The organism is Pseudoalteromonas rubra, from assembly GCF_001482385.1.
GTDB classification, from domain to species: Bacteria; Pseudomonadota; Gammaproteobacteria; order Enterobacterales; family Alteromonadaceae; genus Pseudoalteromonas; species Pseudoalteromonas ardens.
Genome location: NZ_CP013611.1, coordinates 3,191,862 through 3,218,061, shown reverse-complemented (window position 1 = coordinate 3,218,061; position 26,200 = coordinate 3,191,862). Strand labels below are relative to the sequence as shown.

Sequence of the window (26,200 nt, the reverse complement as noted above, 5' to 3'; positions counted from 1 at the left end):
GGAGAGTTTCTGTGCAGTTAATTATTGTCAGTGGTCGTTCTGGCTCAGGAAAATCGGTCGCTCTGCGCGTTCTGGAAGACTTGGGTTATTACTGCGCCGATAATATCCCGGTCAACTTGCTGCCCGCATTAGTGCGCAGTGTGTCAGACAGCTATGATAAAATTGCTGTGAGCGTTGACGTACGTAACCTGCCAAAAGATCAGCAAGAGCTCGACGATATTTTGGAATACCTACCCGGATTTGCAGAACCCAATATATTCTATCTGGACAGCGAAGATCAGATCCTGATCCGTCGCTTTTCAGAAACACGCCGCCTACATCCGCTGTCGCTGGCAGATCTGTCATTGGACAAAGCAATTAAAAAAGAAAAAGAACTGCTTGACCCACTTATCCGCCGCGCTAATATCACCATTGATACCACAGACATGAGTATCCACCAGCTGGCAGAGCGTATCCGGGAAAAGATCCTCGGTAAAAAAGACAAGCAATTAATCATCACCTTTGAGTCCTTTGGTTTTAAACATGGTATTCCAAAAGAAGCCGATTACGTGTTTGATGCGCGCTTTTTGCCGAACCCACACTGGGAACCAGAACTTAAGCCCCTAACCGGTTTAGATAAACCTGTTATTGACTACCTGTCTAGCCACAGCTTAGTGCAAAAATTTACCTGGCAGATCCAGACCTTTGTGCAAACCTGGCTGCCACACCTTGAGCGCAATAACCGCAGCTACCTGACCATTTCGATTGGCTGTACTGGTGGACAGCACCGCTCCGTGTATCTTGCTCAAACGTTAGGTGAGCGTTTTGCCCGTACCCACAGTAATGTGAAGATCCATCACCGCGAACAAGAAAAATGACACAACGCTTTGAAGATACCTTTCTGATCCAGAATAAACTGGGTCTACATGCTCGTGCAGCCAGTGTGCTGGCAGAACTTTCCGCACAGTTCGATGCCAATATCACCCTGTTTCAGGGCAGTAAAGAAGCAGAGGGTGACAGTGTGCTGGCTTTATTGCTGCTGGAAAGTAGTCAGGGTAAAGAGATCAAAGTTGTCTGCGAAGGCCCGGATGCAGAGCGTGCGTTACATGCCATTGGTAGCCTTATTGCCGATAAGTTTAACGAATCAGAGTAGCACCTCTTCACTTTCTCCTATTTTCCAGACACAAAACCTCCGCTTCCTGACGGTTACCTTGGCTTTTTTTAGATATACCAATTGATATTAAAACAGCTATAATTATCATAAGCCTATAATCAATGCGCCGTATACTCATGACAAGCCTACTTGTCGACTATCCAACCTGGGATGCCTATGCCTGAAGCTTTTGAACAAGACTATACACTGGAGCTATTACAACAAGTTACGAATGCCCTTAACAGTGGTCAGTTTGTTCAAGTCAGGCGCACCTTAGCCGAGATTCCGCCCTGCGACACCTCATTATTGCTGGAGTCCTCCCCACATAAAATAAGAACCCTACTATGGCAATTAGTCGACCCAGATATACAGGGGGACGTACTCGAAGAGCTGTCTGAAGATGTGAGACTCAGCATCATCGCCAAAATGGAGCCCGAGCTGATCGCTGCGGCAACGGAAGACATGGATGATGATGATCTCGGTGAAGTCCTGAGAAGTTTGCCAGATCCCGTCTATCAGGATGTTATTGGTGCCATGGACTCGCAAGACAGAGCCCGAGCAACCCAGGCTCTGTCTTATGTCGAGCATTCCGCAGGCGCATTGATGAACACAGATACAGTGACGATCCGCCCGGATGTGTCACTGGATGTTGTGTTGCGTTATCTGCGCCTCAAAGGGGAGCTCCCGGACGGTACCGATGACCTGTACGTGGTGGACAAAGACAATTGCTTTTTAGGCTCTCTGCCGATCAGTGTGCTGTTAACCAGTCAGCCAGACAAACTGGTTAACGAGTTGATGAATGAAGAACGTGAAACCATTCCCATCTCAATGGACGAAAGCGATGTCGCTCAGTTGTTTGAACGGCATAACTGGATCTCTGCACCGGTCGTAGACGACAACGCACATTTGCTGGGACGTATCACCATCGATGACATCGTTGATGTTATTCGTGAGGACGCCGAACACAGCCTGATGAGTATGGCCGGTCTCGACGATGAAGAAGATACCTTTGCGCCGGTCTGGAAAAGTAGTCGTCGCCGTTCAATCTGGCTGGGGATCAACCTGCTTACAGCGCTGATGGCCGCTTTCGTTGCCAGCTTTTTCGAAGGCACCTTAGATATTTTACCGATACTCGCAGTATTGAATGGCATAGTCCCCAGCATGGGAGGAGTGGCCGGCAGTCAAACCCTGACTTTGGTGATCCGTGGTATTGCGCTGGGGCACGTGAACGCCACTAACCAGCGCTTCTTGCTGGGTAAAGAGCTGGCCATTGGTGCCTTGAATGGGTTGCTCTGGTCGTTGTTGATTGCGGGTGTAATAGCCCTTTGGCAATGGGACTTTGTACTCGGGGGCGTGATTGCCTTCGCGATGTTTATGAACCTGGTTGCAGCGGGTATAGCAGGCGCCAGTATCCCGCTCATACTAAAAAGAATGAATATCGACCCAGCACTGGCAGGCAGTGTTGTACTGACCACAGTCACCGACATCGTAGGCATTTTTGCCTTCCTCGGCACTGCAACCTGGCTGCTTGTCTAAGCAGCCAAACGCATCAAACTATGGGTTACTGACCTGCAATTTGCATATTCTCTATCAGTACCGAGCCAGTTTGCACAGCACCGCGGGTTTCAATATCTCCCCCAATGGCCTGAATTGACTTAAACATATCCTTAAGGTTGCCGGCAATGGTGATCTCACTGACCGGATATTGGATCTCTCCATTTTCTACCCAGAAACCGGCAGCGCCGCGTGAGTAGTCACCGGTTACTGTATTAACTCCCTGCCCCATTAGCTCAGTCACTAATAAGCCACGCCCCATGGTCCGCAGCAACGCGGCCAGGTCCGGCTCGGTTGCCTGTACCAGCCAGTTGTGGATCCCACCGGCATGGCCCGTACTGCGCATACCCAGGCGTCTGGCTGCGTAGCTTGGCAACAGATAGGTCTCAAGTACACCTCCTTTGATGATATCACGCTCAGTGGTCCGTACGCCTTCTGCGTCAAACGGGCTTGATGCCAGTGCCTGCAACAAATGTGGCTGCTCTTTGATCGACACACAAGACGAAAAAACGTCAGTGCCCAAACTATCCAGCAAAAAACTCGACTTGCGATACAAAGCACCACCACCAATGGCTGATACCAGATGCCCAAACAGGCTATTGGCAATGTCAGCACGAAATACGACCGGTACCCGCATGGTTTCCAGCTTCCGACTGTTTAATTTAGCCAGCGTCGATTCTGCAGCCTCTATGCCCACCGCTTTGGCATCTCTCAACTGCGTATGCACACGTGTAATGGAATAAGCATTATCTCGTTGCATCACCCCATTTTCTTCGCCAATCACCATAGTGCTTAAGGTGTGTCGGGTACGTGGAAACCCGGCCAAAAAACCATGGCTGTTGCCGTAAACTCGCAGGCCCTGATGGCTGGCAACGCTTGCTCCGTCAGAGTTAACAATCCGCTCGTCGTAATTCAACGCCGCCTGCTCTGCTTCCAGGCAGCGTTTCACTCCTTCTTCAGGCGTCATTGACCAGGGATGGAAGAGGTCTAAATCAGGCACTACCTCAGGCATTAATTCAGCATCGGCCACACCATTACAGGGGTCATCTGATGTAAACTTGGCTATTTCGACCGCCTTTTCCACCACCGAGCGTAACGCTTTTGGACCGAGATCGGCCGTCGAAGCAGAGCCTTTGTGCTGACCAACGTAAACACTCAGCCCCAGGCCACCATCCTGATTAAATTCAATCGTTTCAACTTCTCCCATGCGGGTGCTGACTGACAAACCTGAGGTACGGCTCATCGATGCCTCAGCAGACGTCGCCCCCAGTTGCTTTGCATAGTCCAAAACATCAGACACGGCTTGTTTTACTTCATCAATTTGCGTCCAAATGGGATCTTGTTGCTGGCTCATGTTTTTATTCCACAAATCATAGTACTGCTATAATCCTAACACAGCCTGAGCCGATGCGCTGTGACTCACGCAAAGATTCTGTATGACACCCCGGGCAAGTTGCGCATTCATGTATCCATTACTGCTTTTTCTGACTTCTGATATAATCTGATCATCAATAACTGAAGTAAGTGCGGTAAAATGGCCAAAAAACCTACCCAAGAGCCAGAAGAAGAGATCATTTACGTCTCAAAAAGCGAATTAAAGCGTGATGCACAGCAATACCATCAACTAGGCGTTGATATCGCGCAATTAGGTAAAAAACAAAGAGAAAAGCTGCCACTCTCTCCTGAGCTGGTTGCAGCGATGGAACTGGCAGACAAGCTGCGCGGTAAACACGATGCCTACCGCCGTCATCTGAACTTTATTGCCAAACAACTGCGTACCACCAGCAATGTAGAAGACTTACAGCAAGGTCTGGACCTGTTACTTAACAGAAACAACCAGGCAGATGTCCTGCTTAACCAAGTAGAACAGCTCAGAGATGAACTGATAGCCAAGGGGGATGAAAAGATCAATACCCTGCTTGAAGCACACCCGACGCTGGAACGCCAGAAGCTCAGACAACTGGTTCGTCAGGCGAAAAAAGAGCATCTGGCAGAGAAGCCCGGAAAAGGTTCTAAGGAGCTATTCCAATTACTCAAAGAGCTGATCCTGCCATAAGCAGAGTGATAGAACGCCCCACAGTATCACGCAACTTGGCTGTGATACTGCGGGATTATGTATTAGGCAGAACCGCCCACGGTGAGTTCATCAATTTTAAGACTGGGCTGACCAACGCCAACAGGCACACTCTGACCATTCTTACCACACACCCCAACACCGGTATCCAGCTCCAGGTCGTTACCAACCATAGATACTTTTTGCATAACATCCGGGCCATTGCCGATCAAGGTGGCTCCTTTGATAGGCTGCGTCACTTTGCCATTTTCTATCAGGTAAGCTTCTGAAGCTGAAAATACAAATTTGCCCGACGTAATATCAACCTGACCGCCGCCAAAGTTAGGCGCAAAGATCCCTTTCTTTACCGAGGCAATGATCTCACTTTGGCTATGCTCACCTGGCAGCATATATGTATTGGTCATTCTTGGCATCGGCAGATGTGCATAAGATTCACGCCTGGCATTGCCAGTGGGTGCAACGCCCATCAATCGGGCATTGAGCTTATCCTGCATATAGCCTTTTAGCACCCCCTTTTCGATTAGTACGTTGTAACCTGCCGGGGTGCCTTCATCGTCAATATTCAGTGAACCACGACGGTTATCGATGGTACCGTCATCCACCACAGTGCACAGGCTGGAAGCCACTTGTTCGCCGACTCGCCCGCTAAATGCAGACGCGCCTTTACGGTTAAAGTCCCCTTCAAGACCATGTCCCACCGCTTCATGGAGTAATACCCCCGGCCAGCCAGCCCCTAGTACAACAGGCATCGCCCCTGCGGGTGCATCAACCGCTTCCAGATTTACTCGGGCCTGGTGAACTGCTTTAGTGACATAATGTTGCCAACGCGGTTTGCCGTCGACCAGCTCTCGGAAGTAATTGTAATCCAGACGGGCTCCCCCACCGGCACTGCCACGCTCACGGCGGCCATTTTTCGCCAGTAATACCGAGCAATTTAAGCGCACCAAAGGACGAATATCCGTTGCAAAAGTGCCATCACTGGCTGCGATTAACACTTCTTCGTATACCGCAGACATAGAGCTGACGACTTGCTCCGCTTCAGGGGCTAATTCCCGGATCGCGGCTTCAACTTCTCGCAATAACGAGACTTTATCGGTATCACTCATGCTCAATAGCGGCTGAGTTGCCTCAAATTGGGTCGCCGCTTTAACATCACTGAACACCTGAACCTGTTTATTCTCACCTTGCTGGGCAATACTTCTGGCAGCCATTGCAGCCTGGTTCAGTGCTTCCATATTAATGGCATCTGAGTAACTAAACCCCGTTTTCTCGCCACTTACGGCGCGAACACCAACCCCCCGCTCAATATTATAACTGCCCTCTTTAACGGAGCCATCTTCCAGCACCCAGGTTTCATGATAACTGGATTGGAAATACAGATCGGCATAGTCCACTTTGTGTTGATGAATGTATGCCAATGTCTGTTGCAATTGCTCCCGGGTTAAGTCACTGTCCGTCAGTAAATGTTGTTCGACGTGCTCGCTACCAAAATTACTCATAAAAATCGCTCTTAAATCGGTTATGTGCCGCTACAGGCATTTTCTGTCGGATGGCATGTAGGTCAGTCAGATCAAGCCGGGCATGAATCACACCTACCTGAGTTGGCGCTTCGTCAAGACACACGCCCCAGGGGGAAACCACCAGGCTATGACCATAGGTTTGCCGACCATTCTCATGCTCCCCTACTTGCGCGGCTGCCACCACATAGCATTGTGTTTCAATCGCCCGTGCCTGTAACAAAGGCTGCCAATGTGCAGCCCCGGTGACGGTTGTGAAAGCACTGGGTACCAATAATATCTCTGCGCCCTGTTCACGCATCGCTTGATACAGACCCGGAAAGCGTAAATCATAGCAAACGCTCAAGCCCAGACGACCAAAGGGGCTATCTACCGTGACAATGTCATCGCCGGGACGAGTCAGGGTTGATTCCCGATATTGTCCGGCGCTGTCAGCGACATCCGCATCAAACAGATGGATCTTATTATAGCGTGCAACTTCGACCCCTTCATTGTTAAACAGCAGACTGGCTGCATAATAACGACCCTGGCCATCTGTGAGGGCGATGGTGCCCGCAGCCAGCCAGATATTAAAGTCCCGGCAAAGCTGTTGAATTTGTGTGATCCAGTCGCCATTACTTTGGGCTTGTGCAAGGGTTTGCTGAGGGGTCTGGCAAAACGCCAGCCATGATTCGGGTAAACACACCAGCGCAGGTTGCATCAGTGTTTGCTGACTGAGTAAAGCTGTTAACTGCTTAAGATTCTCCTCAGGATGTATTCCTGAACACATCTGCACAACATAGATATGGCCGCTTTTCATGGTTGTTCCTCTTGGCCCGCCTCTGAGTTCGGATTACCGGGACCCGCCGCTGCTTCCACAGGCGCTTCGTTCTGTGTAGCTGACGCGTCTTGCTGTGGCGTCTGATCGCCTTGTCTGGATATATCTGCTTGCGTGTCTGAGGCTTCCTCACCTTGAGGGACAACGGGCTGCGCCGGTTTCTCAGGCTGTGACCCCGGCGGCTTAGGTAACTCGACCTCACGGCTCTTGCGATCCAATTCGGTCACCACAGGTTCTTCCATCGTGCCGGTCACTTTAAATTTAATCTCAGAGATCACCCGTGCCGAGTGGATCACTTTATCAAGGGCCAGTGCCGCAAGACCCGTTACTGGATTCACCATCCACCCCACAATGACAGGTAAACTCGACGTAACCTGCGGAGCGACTGACAGCTCGTAGTCAATGGCTTTGCTATTTAGATCGGCATATCCTCTGACTGACAAGTCGGCTGGCACTCCATCCAGCTGGGTATCCTCAGTATACACAACCCCTTTGTCGAGCTGGAAAGTGCCGTCAATGCGGTTGTAGAAAAACCCTTTGGCAAACACATCTCGAAAGTCCAGTTTGAGTTTACGAACCAGTGAATCCAAACTCAGCAAAGAAAACACCCGTGTGCCCTGATCGCTGATCTCAGCCAGGTGCCCTTCACCCAATTGCCATTTTACCGATCCATCCAGTGTAGCGACATCAAACTCATAAGGTGCGTCTGCCCAGCTCAGTTCAAATTCAATGTCTGCACTGGAGTCCTGGACGCTGGAAGTTATATCAAACTCTTCCATTAACTGACCAAAGTCGCTGCTGGTCAGCGTGCCATTAAAGTGCGAGCGGCCATTATGCCAACCACCCGTACCTTGCAGCACATGATCCCCTTTATCCACCTGCAAGCGAGTGATCTGCAGCGCTTCGCCATCGCCTTGCAAAGCCAGATTCACCCTATCCAGCTGATACTCGGTTATACGGCAATCATCGCAGTTAAATTCTATCGCCGGAATGTTCGTTAGCCACTGCAATGATGCCTCAGGGGCCGCGTCTGAATCATCGATGGTAGCCGTTTCTGTTGTGGTGCTCTCGTCCGTGGTCTCAAGCGGGTTGAGCCGTAAATAGTCCGCTTGTATCTGGATTGGTTGCACTGCATTATCATTTGGAAACTGCACTTGCGCTCTTAATTCCCTGGCATTCAACCGTGCCAAGAGCCCACTGGTTTGCGGACGAAGACTTAACTCAAAGTCATTTACACCGAGGTCAAAGGCATTTAACTGGCCTATCTGTGCGCGCAGCGCATCAAAGGCGGGTAATATACCCGGCTGCTCCGATGGCTGATCTACCTGTTCAAGAATGCGGTCAATGAATGGCAGCCAGGGTGCCAGTGTAAGTTGAGGTTGAGTGATAGCCACGTTGAAACCAGGCTGACTTAATGCGCGATTATTCTCAGCAAAAACAAGCTGAGCACGTTCAATCAAACCACTGCTATTGTCTAAAATGCCATCAAAATAGAGCTGTTCACCGAGTGTGACACTGATCAAATTAGAGATGTCGTCGCCACGTACCTTTGCCGTTAACTGCATACGCTCGTCTGCCGGCTTGCCAACCGGTGCTGGCAATTCAATACTGGCACCCTGTAAGTCGGATTTAAAGTTTGCCTGATAACTGAAGCCCTGTTCAGTGAAATCCAGTAAGACCTGCCCGGCCAATAAGGCATTGCCGGTAATAAAGTCGTCCATCAAGCCTTGTGTGAGCGGCAGCAACTTATCGCTGGCTGCACTCAAACGCGTCTCAATCCCAAGCTGATAACGGGCACTGTCGCCCTGCCCTGACAAGCTGAAAAGTAACGGCATCCCTCGCCACAACGCTCGGGTATTTTCCAGCTCAATGTTATCATCAATAAACTTCAGCGTGCCGCTTAGCTTGTCAAGCGCCATACCTGGCTGTTCAAGATAGAGCGCATTGTCTTTGAATTCGACCGCCCCCAGAACATTAACATCCAGCGACGCTAGATCAATCAACAGGTCAACATTGCCTGTGACATCACCCTGAACCTGAGCAACTTGCAGAATATTCGCTAACGGATCGGCAATTGGTGTGGCGTTAAAAAACGGTGCCAGCGTACTGGCTTCTGTTGTGTGTAAGATATTGACGGTCAGCAAATTCGTTTGTTCGAGATCAGCCAGGCTGACCACTACGCCACTGTTCAATGTCTGGTTCAACAGCTCACCGCTATTGACTGTGATATCCATTCGCTCATCAGCAAAGTGCAATGTCACGTCACCATTGTGCAGGGCAGCCCAATCCGGCGCGAAAGCAAACTTAGCCTGATCAATCCGCGCCAGAACTTCAAAACGACCATGATGTCCGCGGTACGGAAATTGTGTCAACGGCCCTGACAACAAAACCTGAGTGTGTCTGAGTCGGCCACCCTGGATCCCATTGTTAAGGTAATTGACCAGGTTTTCGTTCATCAGTTGTAGCGGGAAATAGCGGCCCGCAATACTGGCATCGCCGCCAAATACATCGGCATATAAATCCAGCACAGGCTCTTCAAGCAAGCGTAAGTGCATTTCCAAGGCAACGCTTAAATCCTCATTGCTGAGCCACAGGTTATCCGACTGCACATGCCATTTATGCGTGTCATCCTGGTAAAAGTGAATGTCTCCGTTGAGTTCTTTGACGGCGATTGGGGCAATAAACTGCTCTTCTACCAACAAAGCCTGATCTTGTGCACTAAGACTGAGCACACCGCGTTCTGGCGTGAGCATTAGCTCGGCATTGAGCCCGGAGAAACCCGGAATCCCTCCGAGTTGTCGCCAACCAGCTTCCTCTAACGCGAGCCACAACGATATGGGTGTATCACTTCCCATTGTCACTCTGGCGGCGGTTATCTGGCCAGCAGGAGACAAAGCTTCTACTTGCTTCGCCCAGTCGAAATGTGTGAGCGACAGTAACTGAGTGACATACCCCAGATCCAGGCCCTGCATCCACAGCGTGCGTTCACTGTTGCTAAAATGTCCCTCAATACTGAGCGGTTTAGGGCTTTGTTCATTTTGAGATAACAGCAACTCAGAGCTACTTAAGGTCCAGCCATTTTGCCCCGGTTGCAAATGCACAGTACCACCTTGCACGGCCAGTTGCTTGTGAGTTTGCTCCTGTTGCCAGCTGATACTGCTCGGTAACCAGTTGACCAGAATATCGTTGAACTTGCCTTGTTCCAGTCGCGCCCAGAGTTGCATATTCACACTCGAACTGGCTGTTTGGTATTGCGGATCAAGATACGTCTGCAGCCAGCTCATCAGCTCAACTTGCTGTGCATCAATGAAAATTTCACCGGCCATTGCACTAAGCTGCTGACCATGAAAACGAAAACGCGCGTTTAGCTGGCCTTTGGCAAGACCTGGAAAGGAGATCTGCCCTTCGCCATTGTGCACATCGGTACTGTTTTGCCAGATCAGATCCGGCACCAGTAGGGTGTGTGATTTGTCGTCTGCAACCTGTAAAGTCACCTGACTATTCTGAACTGCAAAATGACCCGTATCGCCCAAAAACAGCTCTTCAATCAGCGCCTGTTGTTCAAACTCACCACTGCCACCCTCCATACTTTGCGCCATGGCCTGAATATCAATGGTGGCGTCAAATCCATCCAGCACAAAATAGTTAGATACCAGTCGCCACTGCCGGACTGACTCGACCAGGTTCAGCTGCAAACTGGTTTTTGCGATATGCAAAGAGATCGGAGAACGGACGTTGTCTTCAAAACTGACATCACGCAACACCAGCGCCGGGCCATTGCCCTGCCAACTGGCGCTAATGCTGCCAATGTTTAACTCAACCCCGAGCTGCTGGTTAACCAGCGCTTCAATATCATGTTTATATTCATTGGCGTAAGGCAGGCTGTATTTGACCACCGAAACAAGGACGGCAAGCAGCACCAATGTGACAGCAAACACTTGCCACATTTTTCGTACACAAAAAAAACAAACCGCCTTAACTTGCATCGTGTCACTACATCATGACGACATCAAACTGCTCCTGGCTATACAGGCTCTCAGTCTGAATACTGACCTGCTTACCAATAAACAGCTCCAATTCGGCCAGGTTATGGTATTCGTCGTTGACCAGCGCTTCACTGACCGCCGGTGACGCATAAACCATGAACTTATCGGCATCATAAGCGCGATTTACGCGGACAATTTCGCGTAAAATTTCGTAGCAAACGGTTTCAACGGTTTTAAGAGAACCTCGGCCAGAACAAGCCGGACACACGTCACACAAAATATGTTCCAGACTCTCACGGGTGCGCTTACGGGTCATCTCAACCAGCCCAAGGGCAGATAAGCCATTGATATTGGCCTTGGCGCGATCTTTCGCCAGGGCTGTTTCGAGTGAATGCAATACCCGGCGCTTGTGCTCATCAGAAATCATATCGATGAAATCGATAATGATGATACCGCCCAGGTTACGTAACCTAAGTTGCCTCGCGATGGCCGATGTGGCTTCAACATTGGTATTAAAAATCGTTTCTTCCAGGTTGCGGTGACCGACGAATGCGCCCGTATTCACGTCTACCGTGGTCATAGCTTCAGTCTGATCAAAAATCAAATAACCGCCTGATTTCAATTCAACCTTACGATGTAATGCTTTTTGAATTTCAATTTCAACATCAAACAGGTCAAAGATTGGGCGCTCCCCGGGGTAATATTCCAGCGTTTGTGACAACTGAGGTACAAACTCCTCAGTAAAGTCCTTAAGTTGCTGGTAAGTCAGTTTGGAATCGACCCGGATGCGCTCCATGTCTTCACCAACATAGTCTCTGAGGGTACGAAACGCCAGAGTGAGGTCTTCATGAAGGATGCTGGCTTTGCTGGTTTTCTTTCGGCGTTTGATGATTTTTTGCCACAGCTTTTTGAGGAATTCAGCATCGTGTTGAAGCTCCGCTTCTGCTGCACCTTCGGCTGCCGTACGGACGATAAAGCCACCATTTTCATCATTGTACTGAGCAACAATTTTTTTCAGACGGCTGCGCTCTTCTTCGGTTTCAATACGCTGACTGACGCCCACATGGGTAGCATCCGGCATAAATACCAGATAACGCGAAGGAATGGTGATGTCTGTGGTCAATCGGGCACCTTTAGTACCAATGGGATCTTTCACCACCTGCACCATAATAAACTGGCCTTGTTTTACCAGCTCCCGGATATCCTGAACCTTCTTAATCGGCTGATCGTCGACCCCTTCTTCAATCGACGCACTGTTTACAATATCTGAAGCGTGCAAAAATGCGGCTTTCTCAAGGCCTATGTCAACAAACGCAGCCTGCATGCCCGGCAGAACCCGACTGATTTTACCCAGGTATATATTGCCGACAATCCCCAGGTTACCAACCCGCTCAACCTGCACTTCTTGCAGTACACCGTTTTCAATGAGTGCAACCCGGCTTTCGCTGGGGGTCACATTGATCAATAACTCACTACTCATCTACACCCGCCATAAATGCTTTAATCAGTTCATCCGTTTCGTATAAAGGTAAGCCGACAACGGCAAAATAGCTACCAGATAACTGAGTCACGAATCGTCCTCCCAGTCCTTGAATGCCATAGCCCCCCGCCTTATCTTGCGGCTCACCACTGTGCCAGTATTGCTCAATTTCCTGATCACTCAAGGGTTTAAATGTAACATCTGTTATCACAGTCTGGCTTAGCACACGTTTTGTATCCGCCACGGCAATCGCCGTCATCACCTGATGCGTTTTTCCGGATAACGCCTTCATCATAGCAATAAAGTCGTTTTGATCTGTGGGTTTGCCCAGCGCCTGCTGTTCAAGTACCACGATTGTATCGCTGCCCAGTACAGGCGCATCCTGATAGCCCATCGCCACACCACTGGTGGCTTTCAGGCGCGCCAGACGCTCAGCATAAGCCAACGGCGCTTCGCCGGGCAAGCGGCTTTCATCCGCATCCACCGCAAATTGTGAAAAGGTATAACCAAGCTGAGTCAACAATTCACGTCTGCGTGGTGATGCTGATGCCAGATAAAGTGTTGGTGTCATTAACGGATCCTAAAATGCCTGCGATATTTACGTAACAACAGGAAAACCCAGGGCCAGCACAGCATACCCACCAAAGCTGGCCATAAATATCTGGGGTTAAAATAAATGTCTAGCAGGAAGTGATTCAGCCAAAACTGCAGTAGGTGATACAGCGCTAAAAACAAGCCAATGAGCACCGCCTGCTGCCAAATTGAGAAGTTTCTGATCTTCTGAAAGTTACTGGTCGTAATGTACAAACAGATAGAATAGGTCAGTGAATTCACGCCCAACGGCGATCCCGTTGCCAGATCCATTATCAGCCCGGTACACCAAGCCCAGCCAATATTCACGCGATGCGGCAAGGCAATAGACCAGTACATTAATACCAGTAAGACCCAATCAGGACGGAATGGTTCAATGGAAAACGGTAGCGGCATCAACGCCATAATTAAGGCAATAAACAGGCTTAGGGCGACCAGGGAGTAACTTCGGTTCATGCCTCAGGCTCCTCTTTGGCCATCTTACCCAGGATCACGAGCAAACGAATACGGTCCAGCTGTGCCACGGGCTCAGCATACACTTTAGAGAAAGGCAGACCTTCATCGCGATCAATTTCTGTGACCACAGCTACGGGATATCCCTCTGGAAAGGTGCCGCCTAATCCCGATGTAACCAAAATATCTCCCAGACGAATATCCAGACTGTGTGGCACATGCTGTAACTGCACCAGATTGATCTTGCCAGTGCCTTCGACCACAGTGCGTACGTCATTGCGCAGGATGCGTACGGGCGTCGCATGGGTTGTGTCCGTCATAAGTAAAACGCGTGATGTGGTACTACCCACTTGGGTCAGTTGTCCGACGATGCCCATTTCATCAATCACCGGCTGCCCTTCCAGCACCCCATCTATGGCGCCTCGATTCACCACCACCTGATGGCTATATCGACTCGACCGGACCGACAAGACCTCTGCAATCAGACGCTCTCTTTGCTGGCGGGAAGACGCCCCCAGTAACGCACGCAATTGCTGGTTCTCACGTAGTAAAAATTGATACTGTTGAAGCTGTTCGCTTTGCAACAACTGCTTTTTTCGCAAGGCTTCATTTTCCTGAAACAACCGGTCACGAGTATCCAGGCTTTTCGCGCCCAGTGAAAATACTTCATAGGGGACATTCGCCACGTATAGCAGCGGACTTACCAGCGTATTGAGACTGGTCCGAACCAAAGTACCGCCTGAGGTATATCTATCACCAAGGATCAACAGTACGCTTAGCACAACTGCGACAGTAAGTCGCAGTTGTAGAGAAATGGTCCGTCCAAATAACAGGTTCATCAGTCGTAACTAAATACGTCACCACCGTGCATGTCTATCATTTCCAGGGCTTTACCACCACCGCGGGCGACACAAGTCAATGGATCTTCTGCAACGACCACCGGGATGCCTGTTTCTTCCATCAACAGGCGATCAAGGTCTTTCAGCAGCGCACCTCCACCTGTCAGCACCATACCATGCGCTGAGATATCAGAAGCCAGTTCTGGTGGAGATTGTTCCAGCGCAACCATCACGGCACTGACAATACCCATAAGCGGCTCTTGCAGCGCTTCCAGAATTTCGTGTGAGTTCAATGTAAAAGAACGCGGTACACCTTCAGCTAGGTTACGACCACGCACTTCAATCTCAACCGGCACCTCACTCTTAAACGCTGAACCAATTTCGTGTTTGATATGCTCAGCGGTCGCTTCACCAATCAGGCTACCAAAGTTACGACGTACATAGTTGATAATGGCTTCGTCAAACTTGTCACCGCCAATACGAACAGACGATGAATAAACCACACCATTTAAAGAGATGATTGCCACTTCTGTGGTACCGCCACCAATGTCGACGACCATAGAACCCGTTGCCTCAGACACAGGCAGGCCTGCACCAATTGCCGCAGCCATCGGCTCTTCTATCAGATAGACTTCTCTGGCACCGGCCCCCATCGCAGATTCGCGGATGGCACGCTTTTCAACTTGTGTTGCGCCACAAGGCACACAAATCAAAACACGCGGGCTGGGACGCATAAAGTTATTGTTGTGCACCTGTTTGATAAAATGCTGGAGCATTTTTTCGGTGACGTAAAAGTCGGCTATCACACCGTCTTTCATTGGTCTGATGGCCTTAATATTGCCTGGTGTCCGCCCCAACATTTGCTTTGCTGCTGTGCCCACAGAAGCGACGCTCTTAGGTCCACCAGCACGCTCCTGACGGATCGCCACAACAGAAGGCTCGTTCAACACGATCCCTTCTTCTTTCACATAAATCAGGGTATTGGCCGTACCTAAGTCGATCGACAGGTCGTTTGAAAATAGTCCACGTAGTTTTTTAAACATGAGGCTGGGTAACCTTTAAAGAATTCTTTTTGCAAACCATACAGTGGCTCAGGCCACTGCGTTGAAATATTTCACTCTGTGTCTGTAACACAGCTGCACAGGCATGAATAACGCCGCCTCATTGGCATCATTAAACAGCCTTAGCGTTCTCTTACTAATCTAAATCCAATGTAGTTGGCCCGGAAATCAGGAGCCAGGGCCAAACGCGTAGAAACACGTGCAAGGCTTGGCGCAAAGTTCCAGGCGCCGCCACGTACCGTTACGTCCTCCTGCGAAGCACGCTTTTGCGTCCACTCCCAGACATTACCCACGGTATCATAGAGCCCATAGGCATTAGCAGAAAACTGACCGACCGGCGCAGGGCTTTTGTTTGACCATTCACTGCCACACCAGCCACAGTTAGCCTGGTTGCGGCCTATTTCATTACCCCAGGGGTATTCCGAGGTAGTATCACCGCGCGCGGCATATTCCCATTCAACTTCATTTGGCAAACGGTATTGCATTCCCTGATCGCCAGATAACCAGTTTGCGTAAGCCTTGGCATCTTCATATGAGACACACACGACCGGAAAGTCATCCGCTTGTTCATAACCTGGCGAACGCCAGCTGAAGTCAATTTCCCAGACAGGTTCGCCATTTTTATAATGCGCACACCCCTTGCCTTTCTCAGCTTCAGTAACATACTGAGAGCTATCAATAAAACGTCGAAACTCGGCAACTGTAACTTCTTTGCTCTGCATGACATATGAATGGCTGAGCACTTTTTCTACCACAGGGCGCTCATTCGCCAGGCCATTGCCTGTCAGGTCGCCCATTTTGAAGCTACCAGCCGGAATGATCACGGTTTCGTTAATGATCCTATCCGGATTCACGACTGTAACGGGTTGAGGTTGTGCTACCGCGACTTGTTGTACTGGTTGAGTTTGCTCACTTTTTGGTGTCGGTGCAGCAATCGACTCAGGCTTTTTTACCAGCCGGGCATTTAAGGTCCGGGCTCGTCGCAAATTCAGGTTAGCCTTGTATGGCTCATACCCCAGTTTGCGTACCTCAATGTCATGCATACCCGCGGGCAGGTTCACCACAAGTTTAGTGGAACCATAGCTGACACCGTTAATAAAGACTTCGTCGTCATACACATTAGAGCGTAAGGTCAGCTCTACTTCACGATTTTTGGGTGGTTGAGGTGCGAGATCCGCTGTGATATCCGAGGAAGCTGGTCGTGTTGCGACAGTGACCACAGGCGTACTTTTTGACAATTCATTTGAAAATGTCAGCTGTTCATCGCTGTACGTAGTCGGATAGCTGGCCTGATAACCCAGCGCCAACGGCGAACCGTATTCGCTGCAGTAGCGATTATCCAGATTGAGCAAACTACACAGACGGCTATTATTGACGTCTCCGCGCATCGTCACGCTCAGGTTAACACTATAATTCCCCTGACCACTGAATGCACTGCCTACCACGTGGCTGCTCACTACCTGCACCTGAGCGCCTGCCAGGTGACGCTTTGGCTCTACCACGCGCTGCTCAGTCAGATTTGCAAAAATTTGGTCGATAAAGTGCTTGGTTGCTTTTTGCAGACCCAATTGCTGACCACGTTGTTCACACGCCGCTAAGGTTTCGGTACGTTTACAGTTGATGGTGTGATCTACTTCAAGTGTGCCTTCGCGGCTAAACTCGTTACGTAAACGTTCAATCCGGGCGGTACTCAACTGGTCATTCAAACCAGCAATGGTGTTCACGAGCGTATGCTTGGTAACGCGGATTTGCTCTATGTCTTTACGATGTGATGCGATCGCCGCCAACTGCATCACTATGTCTTCTTTATTCTGTTTGTGCTCTGCTACTGCCTGCTGATATCTGCTTTGTGCCGCTGAGATATCCAGTGAGGGATCATCAATCAGACGTCGATAGATATCATTCATTGCATCAAGCGCCTGATTCTTTTCTTTATCCAGCTCCGCCGAACGCTGTCGCAACAGGTCGAGCTGTGCTTGTAAGCGCGTTTCTTCACTCAGATGCTTATCGAGTACCTGAGTATAGTTATCTAATTCTGCTTGCTTTTCAGTGCGCTCAGATTCAATGGCAGTCACAGTTGCAGTATCTTGCGCCGACACACTTAAAGATAAAAGGGTCGCAGAGACAAAAAGAGATAAAGGAGCAATTTGCATAAATTCCATTCCCAACAGCGGCAGTTGTTTGGTCTTTGTTATTTTTTATAATTTAGCGCTTAATGCTATGTACTTAAGAAGCAAAACACAAGCCTAGCACAATTAATATCTGAGTTTACAACTATTAGCCACTTCCTTACCAGTGTTCTACCAAGATTTTCATGAAATAATAGCGGCTATTCGACACGAAACGACACAGACTGAACCTGAGATGGATAAGCTTGATTTTCCTGAATCGCCAATACAACAGATCCGCGCGCCAGAACTCGACGCTGCGGGTGTTTCACTGCACATCAAACGCGATGATCTGCTCCATCCAACAATCCAGGGAAACAAGTGGCGCAAGCTCAAATATAACCTCAAAGCAATGAAGCAAGCACAAAAGTCAGCCTTGCTCACTTTTGCCGGTCCCTTTTCCAACCATCTTTATGCGACAGCCATGGCCTGTAAACAATTTGGGATCCAGGGAAGTGCCATTATCCGAGGCCCACAACTGGACCAGAACAACCCGACTATCCGCTTTGCCAATGCCTGTGACATAACGCTGCATGCAGTTTCTCGTCAGGAATATAGATTACGCAATGACCCCGATTATCTGGCACAGTTGCAACACCGATTTCCAGACACTTTTATCGTTCCCGAAGGGGGCAGTAATCAATATGCCCTGCAAGGTTGTCAGGAACTGGCTCAGAGCCTGCCTGAAAGTAATTTTGTATGCTGCGCGGTCGGAAGCGGCGGCACATTGGCAGGAATGCTTGACGGGCTAAGTAGCGACTGTCAGTTGCTTGGGATCAGTGTATTAAAAGGGGCCCAGTACCTTAATAATGAAGTACAGAGGTTAAACCCGCATGCGGCACAGCACACCAACTGGCAGATTTTACATGACTATCATGACGGCGGTTACGGAAAATTTTCAGCCTCGCTGTGGCAATTTTGTCTGCGTATGCGCAAGCAACATGCACTACCGCTGGAACCTATCTACACCGGCAAGCTAATGTATGCCTTGTGGCAACTCATTGCGCATGGGTATTTTCCACGTGGCAGCCACGTTATCGCTATCCACAGCGGCGGGCTGCAAGGCTTAGACGGCCTGCGCTACCGTAAACTCATCTAGTCCCTTACTCACAGGGCAGATATTACAGGCTTTGCTCCAGCTGTAACAATGGCGCGCTAAAGTAATAACCCTGCGCGCCATCCACACCCAGCTTTGTAATACACTCAAATTCTTCTCTGGTTTCTACACCCACCGCATAAACCGGCACGCCGAGTTCTTTGGCCTGAGCAACAATTTGACGCACAACACTGCGCCGCTTCGCAGAATGGTGCACTTCATGAATGAGCTCAAATGCCAGTTTGAGTGCCGTCACTTGACCAAACCGGCGCAGAGCTTCAAGTTTTAATGGCGCATTGACATGGTCCAGAACAAACCGACACCCAGCTTCAGACACGCCCGTCAGTACCTGACAACAATACTCTTCATGCTGGTAAAAATCCTGAAGTGCCAGCTCAAAAGCAATGTCACTTGTCCGACCCGAGGTCATCACTTGTTCACGCAACCAGTCAATGAACTCCACATTGCTCCAGTTAAGGACATGCAGGTTTACACTCACAGAAAAGCCAGCGGGTTCTTTTACGAGCGCGTTGAGTGCATGACGTAAAATGGTCTTATCCAGCAGCATCAGATGCTCTGCCCGATGAATTTTATGAATAAATTGCCCCGCAGACATCAACCCCAGTGATCGGTGGCGCACCCGTAGTAATGCTTCGCTTTGGATCACATCTTGTTGCGCAAAGCCAAATAACGGCTGAAAGAACAACATAAATCGCCCGGCTTTGATGTCATCCATAATCTCACTTTCCGCCCGACGCAAACTGGTGCTCAAAGTATGATTCAATGGCATAACATGAACATGTTGCCAGACGTTACTTTGCGCAATACTCAGCGCAGAACGAACGACCTGATATACCATTGCCTGATCTGCACCTTTGGTATAAAAACACACGCCACATTTCACTGCACTGCGCGACAGATCAGGGCGAAATGTGAGTAAGGCCTGGTACACCACTTCATGGATCCGCCTAGCCAGTGCATCAACATCTACTTTATCAACGGGTGCTAATGTCATCACCAACGCACCAGAGGATAAATACTTACATGAACAGCGCTCGTACTTTGAGAAACAGCGGGCCAGCGTCACACTAAAATGACTTTGCGGATCCAGCTCTTCTGGCAAGGTTTGACGCCACTTCAGCATTGCGAAAACAGACACCTTACGGCTCGCTTCTACTGCTTTAGTCTGGGCATCTGGGGATAATTCAGAGGTAATAGCCCGAGCTTGTGCGGCAGACAGTTCTGCGCGAGAGAGACTGCCCATCCACCTGGAGAGTAAATATCCCGCGACCAACATCAAACAGTTCATAAACAAGACAACTGGTAAACAGTCTTGCATAATAGGTGCGGGAGAAAGTAGTAGCTCTGTATCAGCAAACTGAAATTTAACGCTTTCTGTCACCCAAAGCCAGAGACTGGATGTCTGTCCTTCATCTGCAAACCCATAATGATGTACCAGGGTAGAAAACTCACTGACCCGATCACTACTCACGGTCGCGTCTAATTGCGCGAAGTGGCTTTGTAACTGGCCCGCTTGCTGAACTATCTGTGCATGAGTGAATTGCCATAACGCGCCATTGACTAGTAGCCAGACAACCACAATCACCGAGCGTACACCCCACCCGGTAAAGACTTCTTTGTCAGCTTTTATTAATCGACGCATGCTGCTACACAAGCCAGTAAACCCTGTATCAAGTTTTGTTCAAGACAGGCTAAAACTCAAGTTGTCTGGAGCAGATTCCTCGGCGAGCGAATAAACAATGCCAGACCCCACTATATAGCGATATTGCCTTCATCCACTAACCTGCGCTTCAAGACCCAACTTCTGCTGACTTGACTCCCCCCCACTCCCCCTCTCCGTGCTATCTCTTTGCCCCAAACACACCTCAGCTACGGCATCAATAGCCGTGAGTTCCACTATAAAACTACATTGTAGTAATAATGACTTGCAGGAAATTACTATTTTGTAGTAAAAATAAGGAAAATAAATTTTAAAGACTTCCTGTTATGTCTGAAAAAGATAAATTCTTAGGTGAATTCGAACAAATGACGATGCTTGCATTACTGCAGCTTGACGATGAAGCGTATGGTGCAGCGATTAGACAACTATTGGCAGAACAAGTGAATCGCAATGTCGCCATTGGCGCACTTTATTCAACATTGGAGCGATTAGAGCGTAAAGGAATGGTGGAATCACGGCTGGGTGAAGCCACAGCGCAGCGAGGAGGACGAGCAAAACGCTATTTCAAAGTGACAGCACAAGGCCACAGTGCACTTAAACGTGCCAGACAGGCCATGGACACTTTATGGCAAGGACTCTCTGTTCGACATGCTTTATGCCAGGAGGGGGAGCTATGAGCCTCTACTCTGACAAAGAACCTGATATCAAACCGCCAGCATTGGCAAATAAAGTCCTCTCTGTGTTGCTCCCTAATCAGCTACTAGAAAGCGTTCTTGGCGACCTCGAAGAAGAGTTTAATATATTGGCAAAGCAGAATATTAAGCGCGCAAATCTGTGGTACTGGCAACAGACTCTTGAAACAAGCATGATTTATCTACAGAAGAAATTGGCTTCTGTTGAACTGTTGGGGCGATTGAATTTTTACTTACCACTTATCATGTTCATTATGGCTGCAGGTTTAATTGTTTTGCTGTCCATATTGAGCGACCCCGCCTCTATTTCTGACACGTTTTGGGATGAACTGTTACAAGGGAAAATTCATACGGCACTATTTAGTGCACACTTTTGGCATAATTTTTGGGACATTTTACTACTGGCTGAATGGGGGATGTTTATACATTTCGAGTCTTTCCTCATCTCATTCTTCAGTATCGCAATGCTCCTCTACTTATATAAAAAACAACACGCTTCCATCATAAAACTCGCTGTATGTGGTTATTCACTTGCTTTCACTCCTTACATATGGAGCATCATGCATATCGCAAATCATCACTTAGAAGCAAACCAAATAGGCCCCATTGTTGCAACGGGTGTGCTTTGCCTTTTATATCTGCTGCCCCCAGTAAGCTATATGATCCATCGCAAATTAAAGCAGTTACAAGCAGAACATCTTGAATTTCGTCAATAAAATAGAACTATAGTGAGAAATTATGGCTCGCATGAAATACACTCTGCTACTGCCTTTGATTGTCTGTAGCTTTGCAAGCATCAGTAATGAAGTACAGTTAAAGCCAATACATAAAACGGCACCCACAGCCAGCGCTAAGGAAGCAATCATACAACACTGGAGACAACCTGAAATAAATCGTGAATTTTGGGACATCTCGGTACTGCCACAAGCGTTCATTGATGTTAAGCCTGCCCCAAGAAACGATGGCTTAGCCGTTGGTGAGCTGGGCATTGATGGCGGTAAAAAAGCCACTATTCTTGCACTGGCTGATGAGCTTGCCAAAGGACAGCATGGAAATTATGACAGCCTCTTAATTCACCACAAAGGCAAGCTAGTATTTGAGTCATATTACCTCAGGGGGCGCGTAGATTTATCTCACCCCCAATCATCCGTTACTAAAGCTTACACAGGCATGTTGCTTGGCCGTGCCATTCAACTGGGTTACCTCAGCATGGATGATTTAGACAAACCCGTGGCAGGTTTCCTGAACAAACTGGACACCAAAAAATTTGTTGATGGTGCAAGCCATATTACATTACACCAGGCTTTAACCATGACAACAGGTCTTAGGATCAGCGATGCAATCCGTAAGTCTTTGCTCGAACGCCCTGAATTAGTCACAGCTCAAAAGGAAATTCAATTTCTTTTCGAACACAGCGCCCCCATAACACCTGAGTCAAAAGGCTTTTACTACGATATTGGTCCTCAGCTTATTATGCAGGTACTTGCGGCTGTAGTCCCCGGCAATATTGAAACATTCATTAAGACAGAATTATTGGGGCAATTAAACATCACGAATTTTGCCTGGAAAACTGCACCGAGTGGCTTGCCCGAATCGATATGGCGGTCAAGTTTAACATCCAGAGACATGATTAAAATGGGCATACTTGCAGCAAATAAGGGCAAATGGCAAGGCAAGCAAATAATCAACCGTGATTTTATGACCAGATCCACCAGTAAACTTTTCACCACGGGAGATGATGAGATTTTCGGAGATGGCAAAGATGTCTCTAATCAGGGTTATGGCTATTATTGGTGGAGTTCAGATCTTCAGTACAAGGATAAGAAATATTCGAGTGTCTCAGCACAAGGCGGAGGAGGCATATACATCATTTTAATAGAAGAATTAGACCTAATTATTGCCATAACGGCGCATCACGTGGACCATGCCACACAACAAATTGTCGCTGAACAGATTGTGCCTGCCTTTATCGATTAGCGTCACAGATAACGGTTCATTGATTTTTCAATAAACCAAAAAAAGCCGCTGACTAGCGGCTTTTTTTATTTGTTTTTCAACACGATATTTCAGTCTTTGATCAGAAAGGAATATCGTCATCAAAGTCAATGGGCGGTTCCATTGGGTTACTAGCGCTACCACTTGCATTGCTGCTGGCACTGCCACCTGCATTACCTTGCTGAGGGGCAAACCCACCTTGAGCAGGCGCATTATGCTGCGGTTGCTGTCCCATTGACTGACCACCGCCAAACCCACCGCTTTGCTGTTGATTATGCTGAGGCTGTTGAGACTGCTGAGGCGCGAATCCACCTTGTTGCTGTTGTCCGTACTGAGACTGACCGCCCTGATTCGCATTATTGCCATAGTTGGACTGGCCATAGTTTTGGCCGCCCTGTTGACCACCCTGGTACTGGCCGCCACTTTGTTCACCGCGGCCGCCCAACATTTGCATCTGACCACCCATATCAACAACGATCTCTGTGGTGTAACGTTCCTGACCACCTTGATCTGTCCACTTACGCGTCTGTAAGCGACCTTCAATATAGACTTGTGAGCCTTTACGCAGGTACTCACCTGCTACCTCTGCCAGCTTACCGAATAGCACAACACGATGCCATTCAGTGCGCTCTTGCATCTGACCTGTGTTTTTGTCTTTCCAACTGTCGGTCGTTGCAATACTGATGTTCGCTACGCCGTTTCCGTTAGGCATATAACGTACTTCAGGATCTTGGCCTAAATTACCAACCAAAATAACTTTGTTTACACCGCGTGCCATGGCACCCTCTCCTCACACTATTGCAAGCTAGCGCAAGCCCAGGGCTTGCTTTGCTTGGTTTAAATCAAATTCTTTATCGTTTACTTTCAAGTAGGTACGATTTTCTTCACTGACAACGGTCGCTTCGATGACCCCGGGTAATGCGACCAGCTGATCCGCCAAAGCATCGGCTTTTTCAGGCTCATCAACCTCAGTAACAAAACTGAGTGTTTTACTTCGCACCGGGATTTGCATACGCCACGCAATAAATAGCCATATTACCCCAATTGCCGCAGCCGCAGCAAACACAGTTTGAGGATTAAAATGCTGGGCCAGGTAGCCGCCCATCACACCACCCGCAAATGCACCAAAAAACTGCGAGGAGGAAAAGACCCCCATCGCCGAGCCTTTTTGAGTGGCAGGTGCAATGCGCGATACCAACGCAGGCATCGTTGCCTCCAGAAAGTTAAAAGCAATAAAATACACTGTCATTGCTACTGCAATGCCGATCAACGAATTTGCCGCCGGGATCAGCGCCAGTGTGCTCACCACCAGCAGCACAATCGACGCTAAAAATACCTGCTTCTCTTTTTGTTTGCGGATAGCCACTATCATCAGCGGGGCCATCAAAACAAACGCGAGTAATAAAACCGGAATATACAATTGCCAGTGATCTTGCGCGGCTAAGCCGTCGGCAATAAGCTGGCCCGGAAGCGCAACAAACAAGGTGGTCAATGTTAAGTGTAGCAGCAACACCCCAAGGTCCAGTCTGACCAGCTGCGGATGGCGCACCAGTTTACGAATATCCGCCATGCTGGCGACGGTATCTCCTTTTGGTGCGCGATTTACAGCGCCAGGCACTATAAACAAAACGATCCCAATCCCCAGCAATGCCAACGCGGCGGTCAGCCAGAAGATCCCCGCAATGCCAAACGCCGCGGCAACCATTGGGCCTAAAAGCATTGCCACAGCAAAGCTCATGCCGATACACATGCCAATCACAGCCATGACTTTTGGCCTTTGCTCATCGCGACTCAGATCAGAAGCCAGGGCCAGTAAAGCACTTGCAATGGCACCCATCCCTTGCAGGGCTCGGCCTGCGGTTACCCAATAAATTGACTCAGCCAGCGCCGCAATCACAGATCCGATGGCAAACATGATTAAGCCGGCAACAATAATAGGTTTACGGCCAAATTTATCAGACAGCCAGCCCATAGGTATTTGCAGCAGCGCCTGTGTCAGCCCGTAAGCTCCAATTGCCAGGCCAATCCACAGTGGCGACACATCGGTGAGCGACTGACCGTAGATTGCCAGCACAGGCATCAACATAAACAGCCCCAGCATCCGAAAGGCAAAGACACTTGCCAATGAAATGGCTGCACGTTTTTCAAGAGAGTTAAGTGATTGTTTCGACATGACACTTATTTGGCTAAGACAAAAACAGGCGCTAGTCTAGCAAAAAAGTGACCAAGTGTTGACGACCAGATCAGATTTTAGTGAGAAAAGCCGGCGTTTAGTCTAATCCATACTTTGCCAGGATCCGCGCTAGCCGACCTGAGTGTTGTAGTCGTTCAAATGCACTTGCCAGCTGCCGTAAGTCCTGAACCGAGACCGACTGCCTGCTCAGCGCGTAATAGACGGGCTCTCGGTTAACCACCAGCGAACTCATCGTGATGTGTGCAAAGTCGGGGTTATGTTGCGACTGATACAGGACGTTGAATTTTTCTTCCAGAAAGCCCGCGATCCTGCCATGTTTAAGTAAGCTGAGTTTGCGTTGATTATCGGCCACATAAATAAAGCGTTGCGACTCGTCTTTTGTCTGTTCTCGCAACAGTAACTCGTTAAATACATGACCATAAAATGCTCCCTTCTGAATGGCAACGGGCACCGGGAGCTTAAACAGATCGGACAGTGTTTGCACTGGGTAAGGGCGTAAATAATTCATTGCAAACACAATGGTTTCCATTCTTTGCGGGCCAATAAAATAGGCAAACTGCTCCCGCTCGGGTGTACGAGTGACACTGAGCATCATATCAAGCTCACCTTCAGCCAGCATTTTCAACGCCCGACCCCAGGGCACATTAATGAACTGATAATCGCAGCCAGCCTCATCAAGCAGTGCCATGGCAAAATCCACATCCAGACCATGCCACTTCAACTTGGTGTCTAAACGCGATTGTGCTGCGTAATTTTCAAACCGGACAATCAGCTCACACCCGGCCACGAACGGCGTAAACAGCGCCCAGATTAGAGCGAACCAGTACAAATGTGATCCCCAGTTTCAAGGTTTATCGTAAGTTTAGCCAA

The 26,200-nt window shown here is 48.9% G+C and carries 22 protein-coding genes; 8 read left to right on the top strand and 14 right to left on the bottom strand.

From position 1 onward, the window contains the following. The first annotated feature begins 11 nt into the window (after positions 1 to 11). The 3 genes from rapZ (at position 12) to mgtE (ending at position 2,668) form a co-directional block, all read left to right on the top strand. The gene (gene rapZ / locus AT705_RS14010) at positions 12 to 857 is read left to right on the top strand and encodes an RNase adapter RapZ (protein ID WP_010386634.1); all 846 of its coding nucleotides are present in this window, start codon (positions 12 to 14) and stop codon (positions 855 to 857) included. After that, positions 854 to 1,132, top strand: a complete 279-nt coding sequence (locus AT705_RS14005; protein WP_049862875.1) for an HPr family phosphocarrier protein — start codon at positions 854 to 856, stop codon at positions 1,130 to 1,132. Before rapZ ends, AT705_RS14005 begins: the two co-directional genes overlap by 4 nt. A 177-nt stretch (positions 1,133 to 1,309) precedes the next feature. After that, complete coding sequence (gene mgtE / locus AT705_RS14000) at positions 1,310 to 2,668, top strand: magnesium transporter (RefSeq protein WP_058797039.1); 1,359 nt, start codon at positions 1,310 to 1,312, stop codon at positions 2,666 to 2,668. Between the two features lie 25 nt (positions 2,669 to 2,693). Here mgtE and pmbA read toward each other — a convergent pair whose 3' ends face one another. Then, positions 2,694 to 4,040 carry a metalloprotease PmbA gene (pmbA, locus tag AT705_RS13995; protein ID WP_058797038.1) on the bottom strand — a complete coding sequence of 449 codons (1,347 nt, stop codon included), beginning with the start codon at positions 4,038 to 4,040 and terminating at the stop codon, positions 2,694 to 2,696. A 180-nt stretch (positions 4,041 to 4,220) separates the two neighbouring features. Here pmbA and yjgA point away from each other — a divergent pair, with 180 nt between their 5' ends. Continuing rightward, positions 4,221 to 4,742, top strand: coding sequence for a ribosome biogenesis factor YjgA (gene yjgA, locus AT705_RS13990; RefSeq protein ID WP_058797037.1), 522 nt, complete (start codon positions 4,221 to 4,223; stop codon positions 4,740 to 4,742). Positions 4,743 to 4,804: 62 nt separating this feature from the next. Here the strand turns inward: yjgA and tldD are convergent, their stop codons facing one another. From tldD to AT705_RS13945, 9 genes are all read right to left on the bottom strand, one after another. Continuing rightward, positions 4,805 to 6,259: a metalloprotease TldD gene (tldD, locus tag AT705_RS13985; protein ID WP_058797036.1), complete on the bottom strand. Its 1,455-nt coding sequence runs from the start codon at positions 6,257 to 6,259 to the stop codon at positions 4,805 to 4,807. Next, positions 6,252 to 7,076 carry a carbon-nitrogen hydrolase family protein gene (locus AT705_RS13980; protein ID WP_058797035.1) on the bottom strand — a complete coding sequence of 275 codons (825 nt, stop codon included), beginning with the start codon at positions 7,074 to 7,076 and terminating at the stop codon, positions 6,252 to 6,254. The genes tldD and AT705_RS13980 overlap by 8 nt, the downstream gene beginning before the upstream one ends. Next, the gene (locus AT705_RS13975) at positions 7,073 to 11,041 is read right to left on the bottom strand and encodes a YhdP family protein (protein ID WP_167551990.1); all 3,969 of its coding nucleotides are present in this window, start codon (positions 11,039 to 11,041) and stop codon (positions 7,073 to 7,075) included. The genes AT705_RS13980 and AT705_RS13975 overlap by 4 nt, the downstream gene beginning before the upstream one ends. Before the next feature lie 46 nt (positions 11,042 to 11,087). Continuing rightward, positions 11,088 to 12,560, bottom strand: a complete 1,473-nt coding sequence (rng, locus tag AT705_RS13970) for a ribonuclease G (RefSeq protein ID WP_058797033.1) — start codon at positions 12,558 to 12,560, stop codon at positions 11,088 to 11,090. Further along, entirely contained in the window at positions 12,553 to 13,131 is a 579-nt protein-coding gene (locus tag AT705_RS13965; protein WP_058797032.1) for a Maf family protein, read from the bottom strand. Before AT705_RS13965 ends, rng begins: the two co-directional genes overlap by 8 nt. After that, a complete protein-coding gene (mreD, locus tag AT705_RS13960; protein WP_010386653.1) occupies positions 13,131 to 13,607 on the bottom strand; it encodes a rod shape-determining protein MreD in 477 nt (158 codons plus the stop codon). Before mreD ends, AT705_RS13965 begins: the two co-directional genes overlap by 1 nt. After that, positions 13,604 to 14,443 carry a rod shape-determining protein MreC gene (gene mreC / locus AT705_RS13955; protein WP_010386655.1) on the bottom strand — a complete coding sequence of 280 codons (840 nt, stop codon included), beginning with the start codon at positions 14,441 to 14,443 and terminating at the stop codon, positions 13,604 to 13,606. Before mreC ends, mreD begins: the two co-directional genes overlap by 4 nt. After that, a complete protein-coding gene (locus tag AT705_RS13950) occupies positions 14,443 to 15,486 on the bottom strand; it encodes a rod shape-determining protein (RefSeq protein ID WP_010386656.1) in 1,044 nt (347 codons plus the stop codon). Before AT705_RS13950 ends, mreC begins: the two co-directional genes overlap by 1 nt. Before the next feature lie 140 nt (positions 15,487 to 15,626). Beyond that, on the bottom strand, positions 15,627 to 17,657 hold the full coding sequence (locus AT705_RS13945; RefSeq protein WP_058797031.1) for an SUMF1/EgtB/PvdO family nonheme iron enzyme: 2,031 nt from the start codon (positions 17,655 to 17,657) through the stop codon (positions 15,627 to 15,629). A gap of 211 nt (positions 17,658 to 17,868) precedes the next feature. Between AT705_RS13945 and AT705_RS13940 the strand changes: the two genes are divergently transcribed. Continuing rightward, positions 17,869 to 18,771 carry a 1-aminocyclopropane-1-carboxylate deaminase/D-cysteine desulfhydrase gene (locus AT705_RS13940; protein WP_058797030.1) on the top strand — a complete coding sequence of 301 codons (903 nt, stop codon included), beginning with the start codon at positions 17,869 to 17,871 and terminating at the stop codon, positions 18,769 to 18,771. Positions 18,772 to 18,793: 22 nt separating this feature from the next. Here AT705_RS13940 and AT705_RS13935 read toward each other — a convergent pair whose 3' ends face one another. Then, entirely contained in the window at positions 18,794 to 20,431 is a 1,638-nt protein-coding gene (locus AT705_RS13935) for an EAL domain-containing protein (RefSeq protein WP_058797029.1), read from the bottom strand. A 344-nt stretch (positions 20,432 to 20,775) separates the two neighbouring features. Between AT705_RS13935 and AT705_RS13930 the strand changes: the two genes are divergently transcribed. Genes AT705_RS13930 through AT705_RS13920 form a run of 3 tightly spaced genes read left to right on the top strand, consistent with a single transcriptional unit; the run spans position 20,776 to position 23,118 of the window. After that, on the top strand, positions 20,776 to 21,126 hold the full coding sequence (locus AT705_RS13930; protein WP_058797028.1) for a PadR family transcriptional regulator: 351 nt from the start codon (positions 20,776 to 20,778) through the stop codon (positions 21,124 to 21,126). Then, complete coding sequence (locus tag AT705_RS13925; RefSeq protein ID WP_058797027.1) at positions 21,123 to 21,857, top strand: hypothetical protein; 735 nt, start codon at positions 21,123 to 21,125, stop codon at positions 21,855 to 21,857. Before AT705_RS13930 ends, AT705_RS13925 begins: the two co-directional genes overlap by 4 nt. Before the next feature lie 22 nt (positions 21,858 to 21,879). After that, positions 21,880 to 23,118 carry a serine hydrolase domain-containing protein gene (locus AT705_RS13920; protein ID WP_058797026.1) on the top strand — a complete coding sequence of 413 codons (1,239 nt, stop codon included), beginning with the start codon at positions 21,880 to 21,882 and terminating at the stop codon, positions 23,116 to 23,118. A gap of 100 nt (positions 23,119 to 23,218) precedes the next feature. On the opposite strand, the gene ssb is transcribed toward AT705_RS13920, so the two are convergent. The 3 genes from ssb to AT705_RS13905 all read right to left on the bottom strand — a co-directional run bounded on the left by ssb (position 23,219) and on the right by AT705_RS13905 (position 26,159). Further along, positions 23,219 to 23,914, bottom strand: coding sequence for a single-stranded DNA-binding protein (gene ssb / locus AT705_RS13915; protein WP_058797025.1), 696 nt, complete (start codon positions 23,912 to 23,914; stop codon positions 23,219 to 23,221). 27 nt (positions 23,915 to 23,941) lie between these two features. After that, a complete protein-coding gene (locus AT705_RS13910) occupies positions 23,942 to 25,309 on the bottom strand; it encodes an MFS transporter (RefSeq protein WP_058797024.1) in 1,368 nt (455 codons plus the stop codon). 97 nt (positions 25,310 to 25,406) lie between these two features. Then, positions 25,407 to 26,159: a substrate-binding periplasmic protein gene (locus AT705_RS13905; RefSeq protein ID WP_058797023.1), complete on the bottom strand. Its 753-nt coding sequence runs from the start codon at positions 26,157 to 26,159 to the stop codon at positions 25,407 to 25,409. Positions 26,160 to 26,200: the final 41 nt, after the last annotated feature.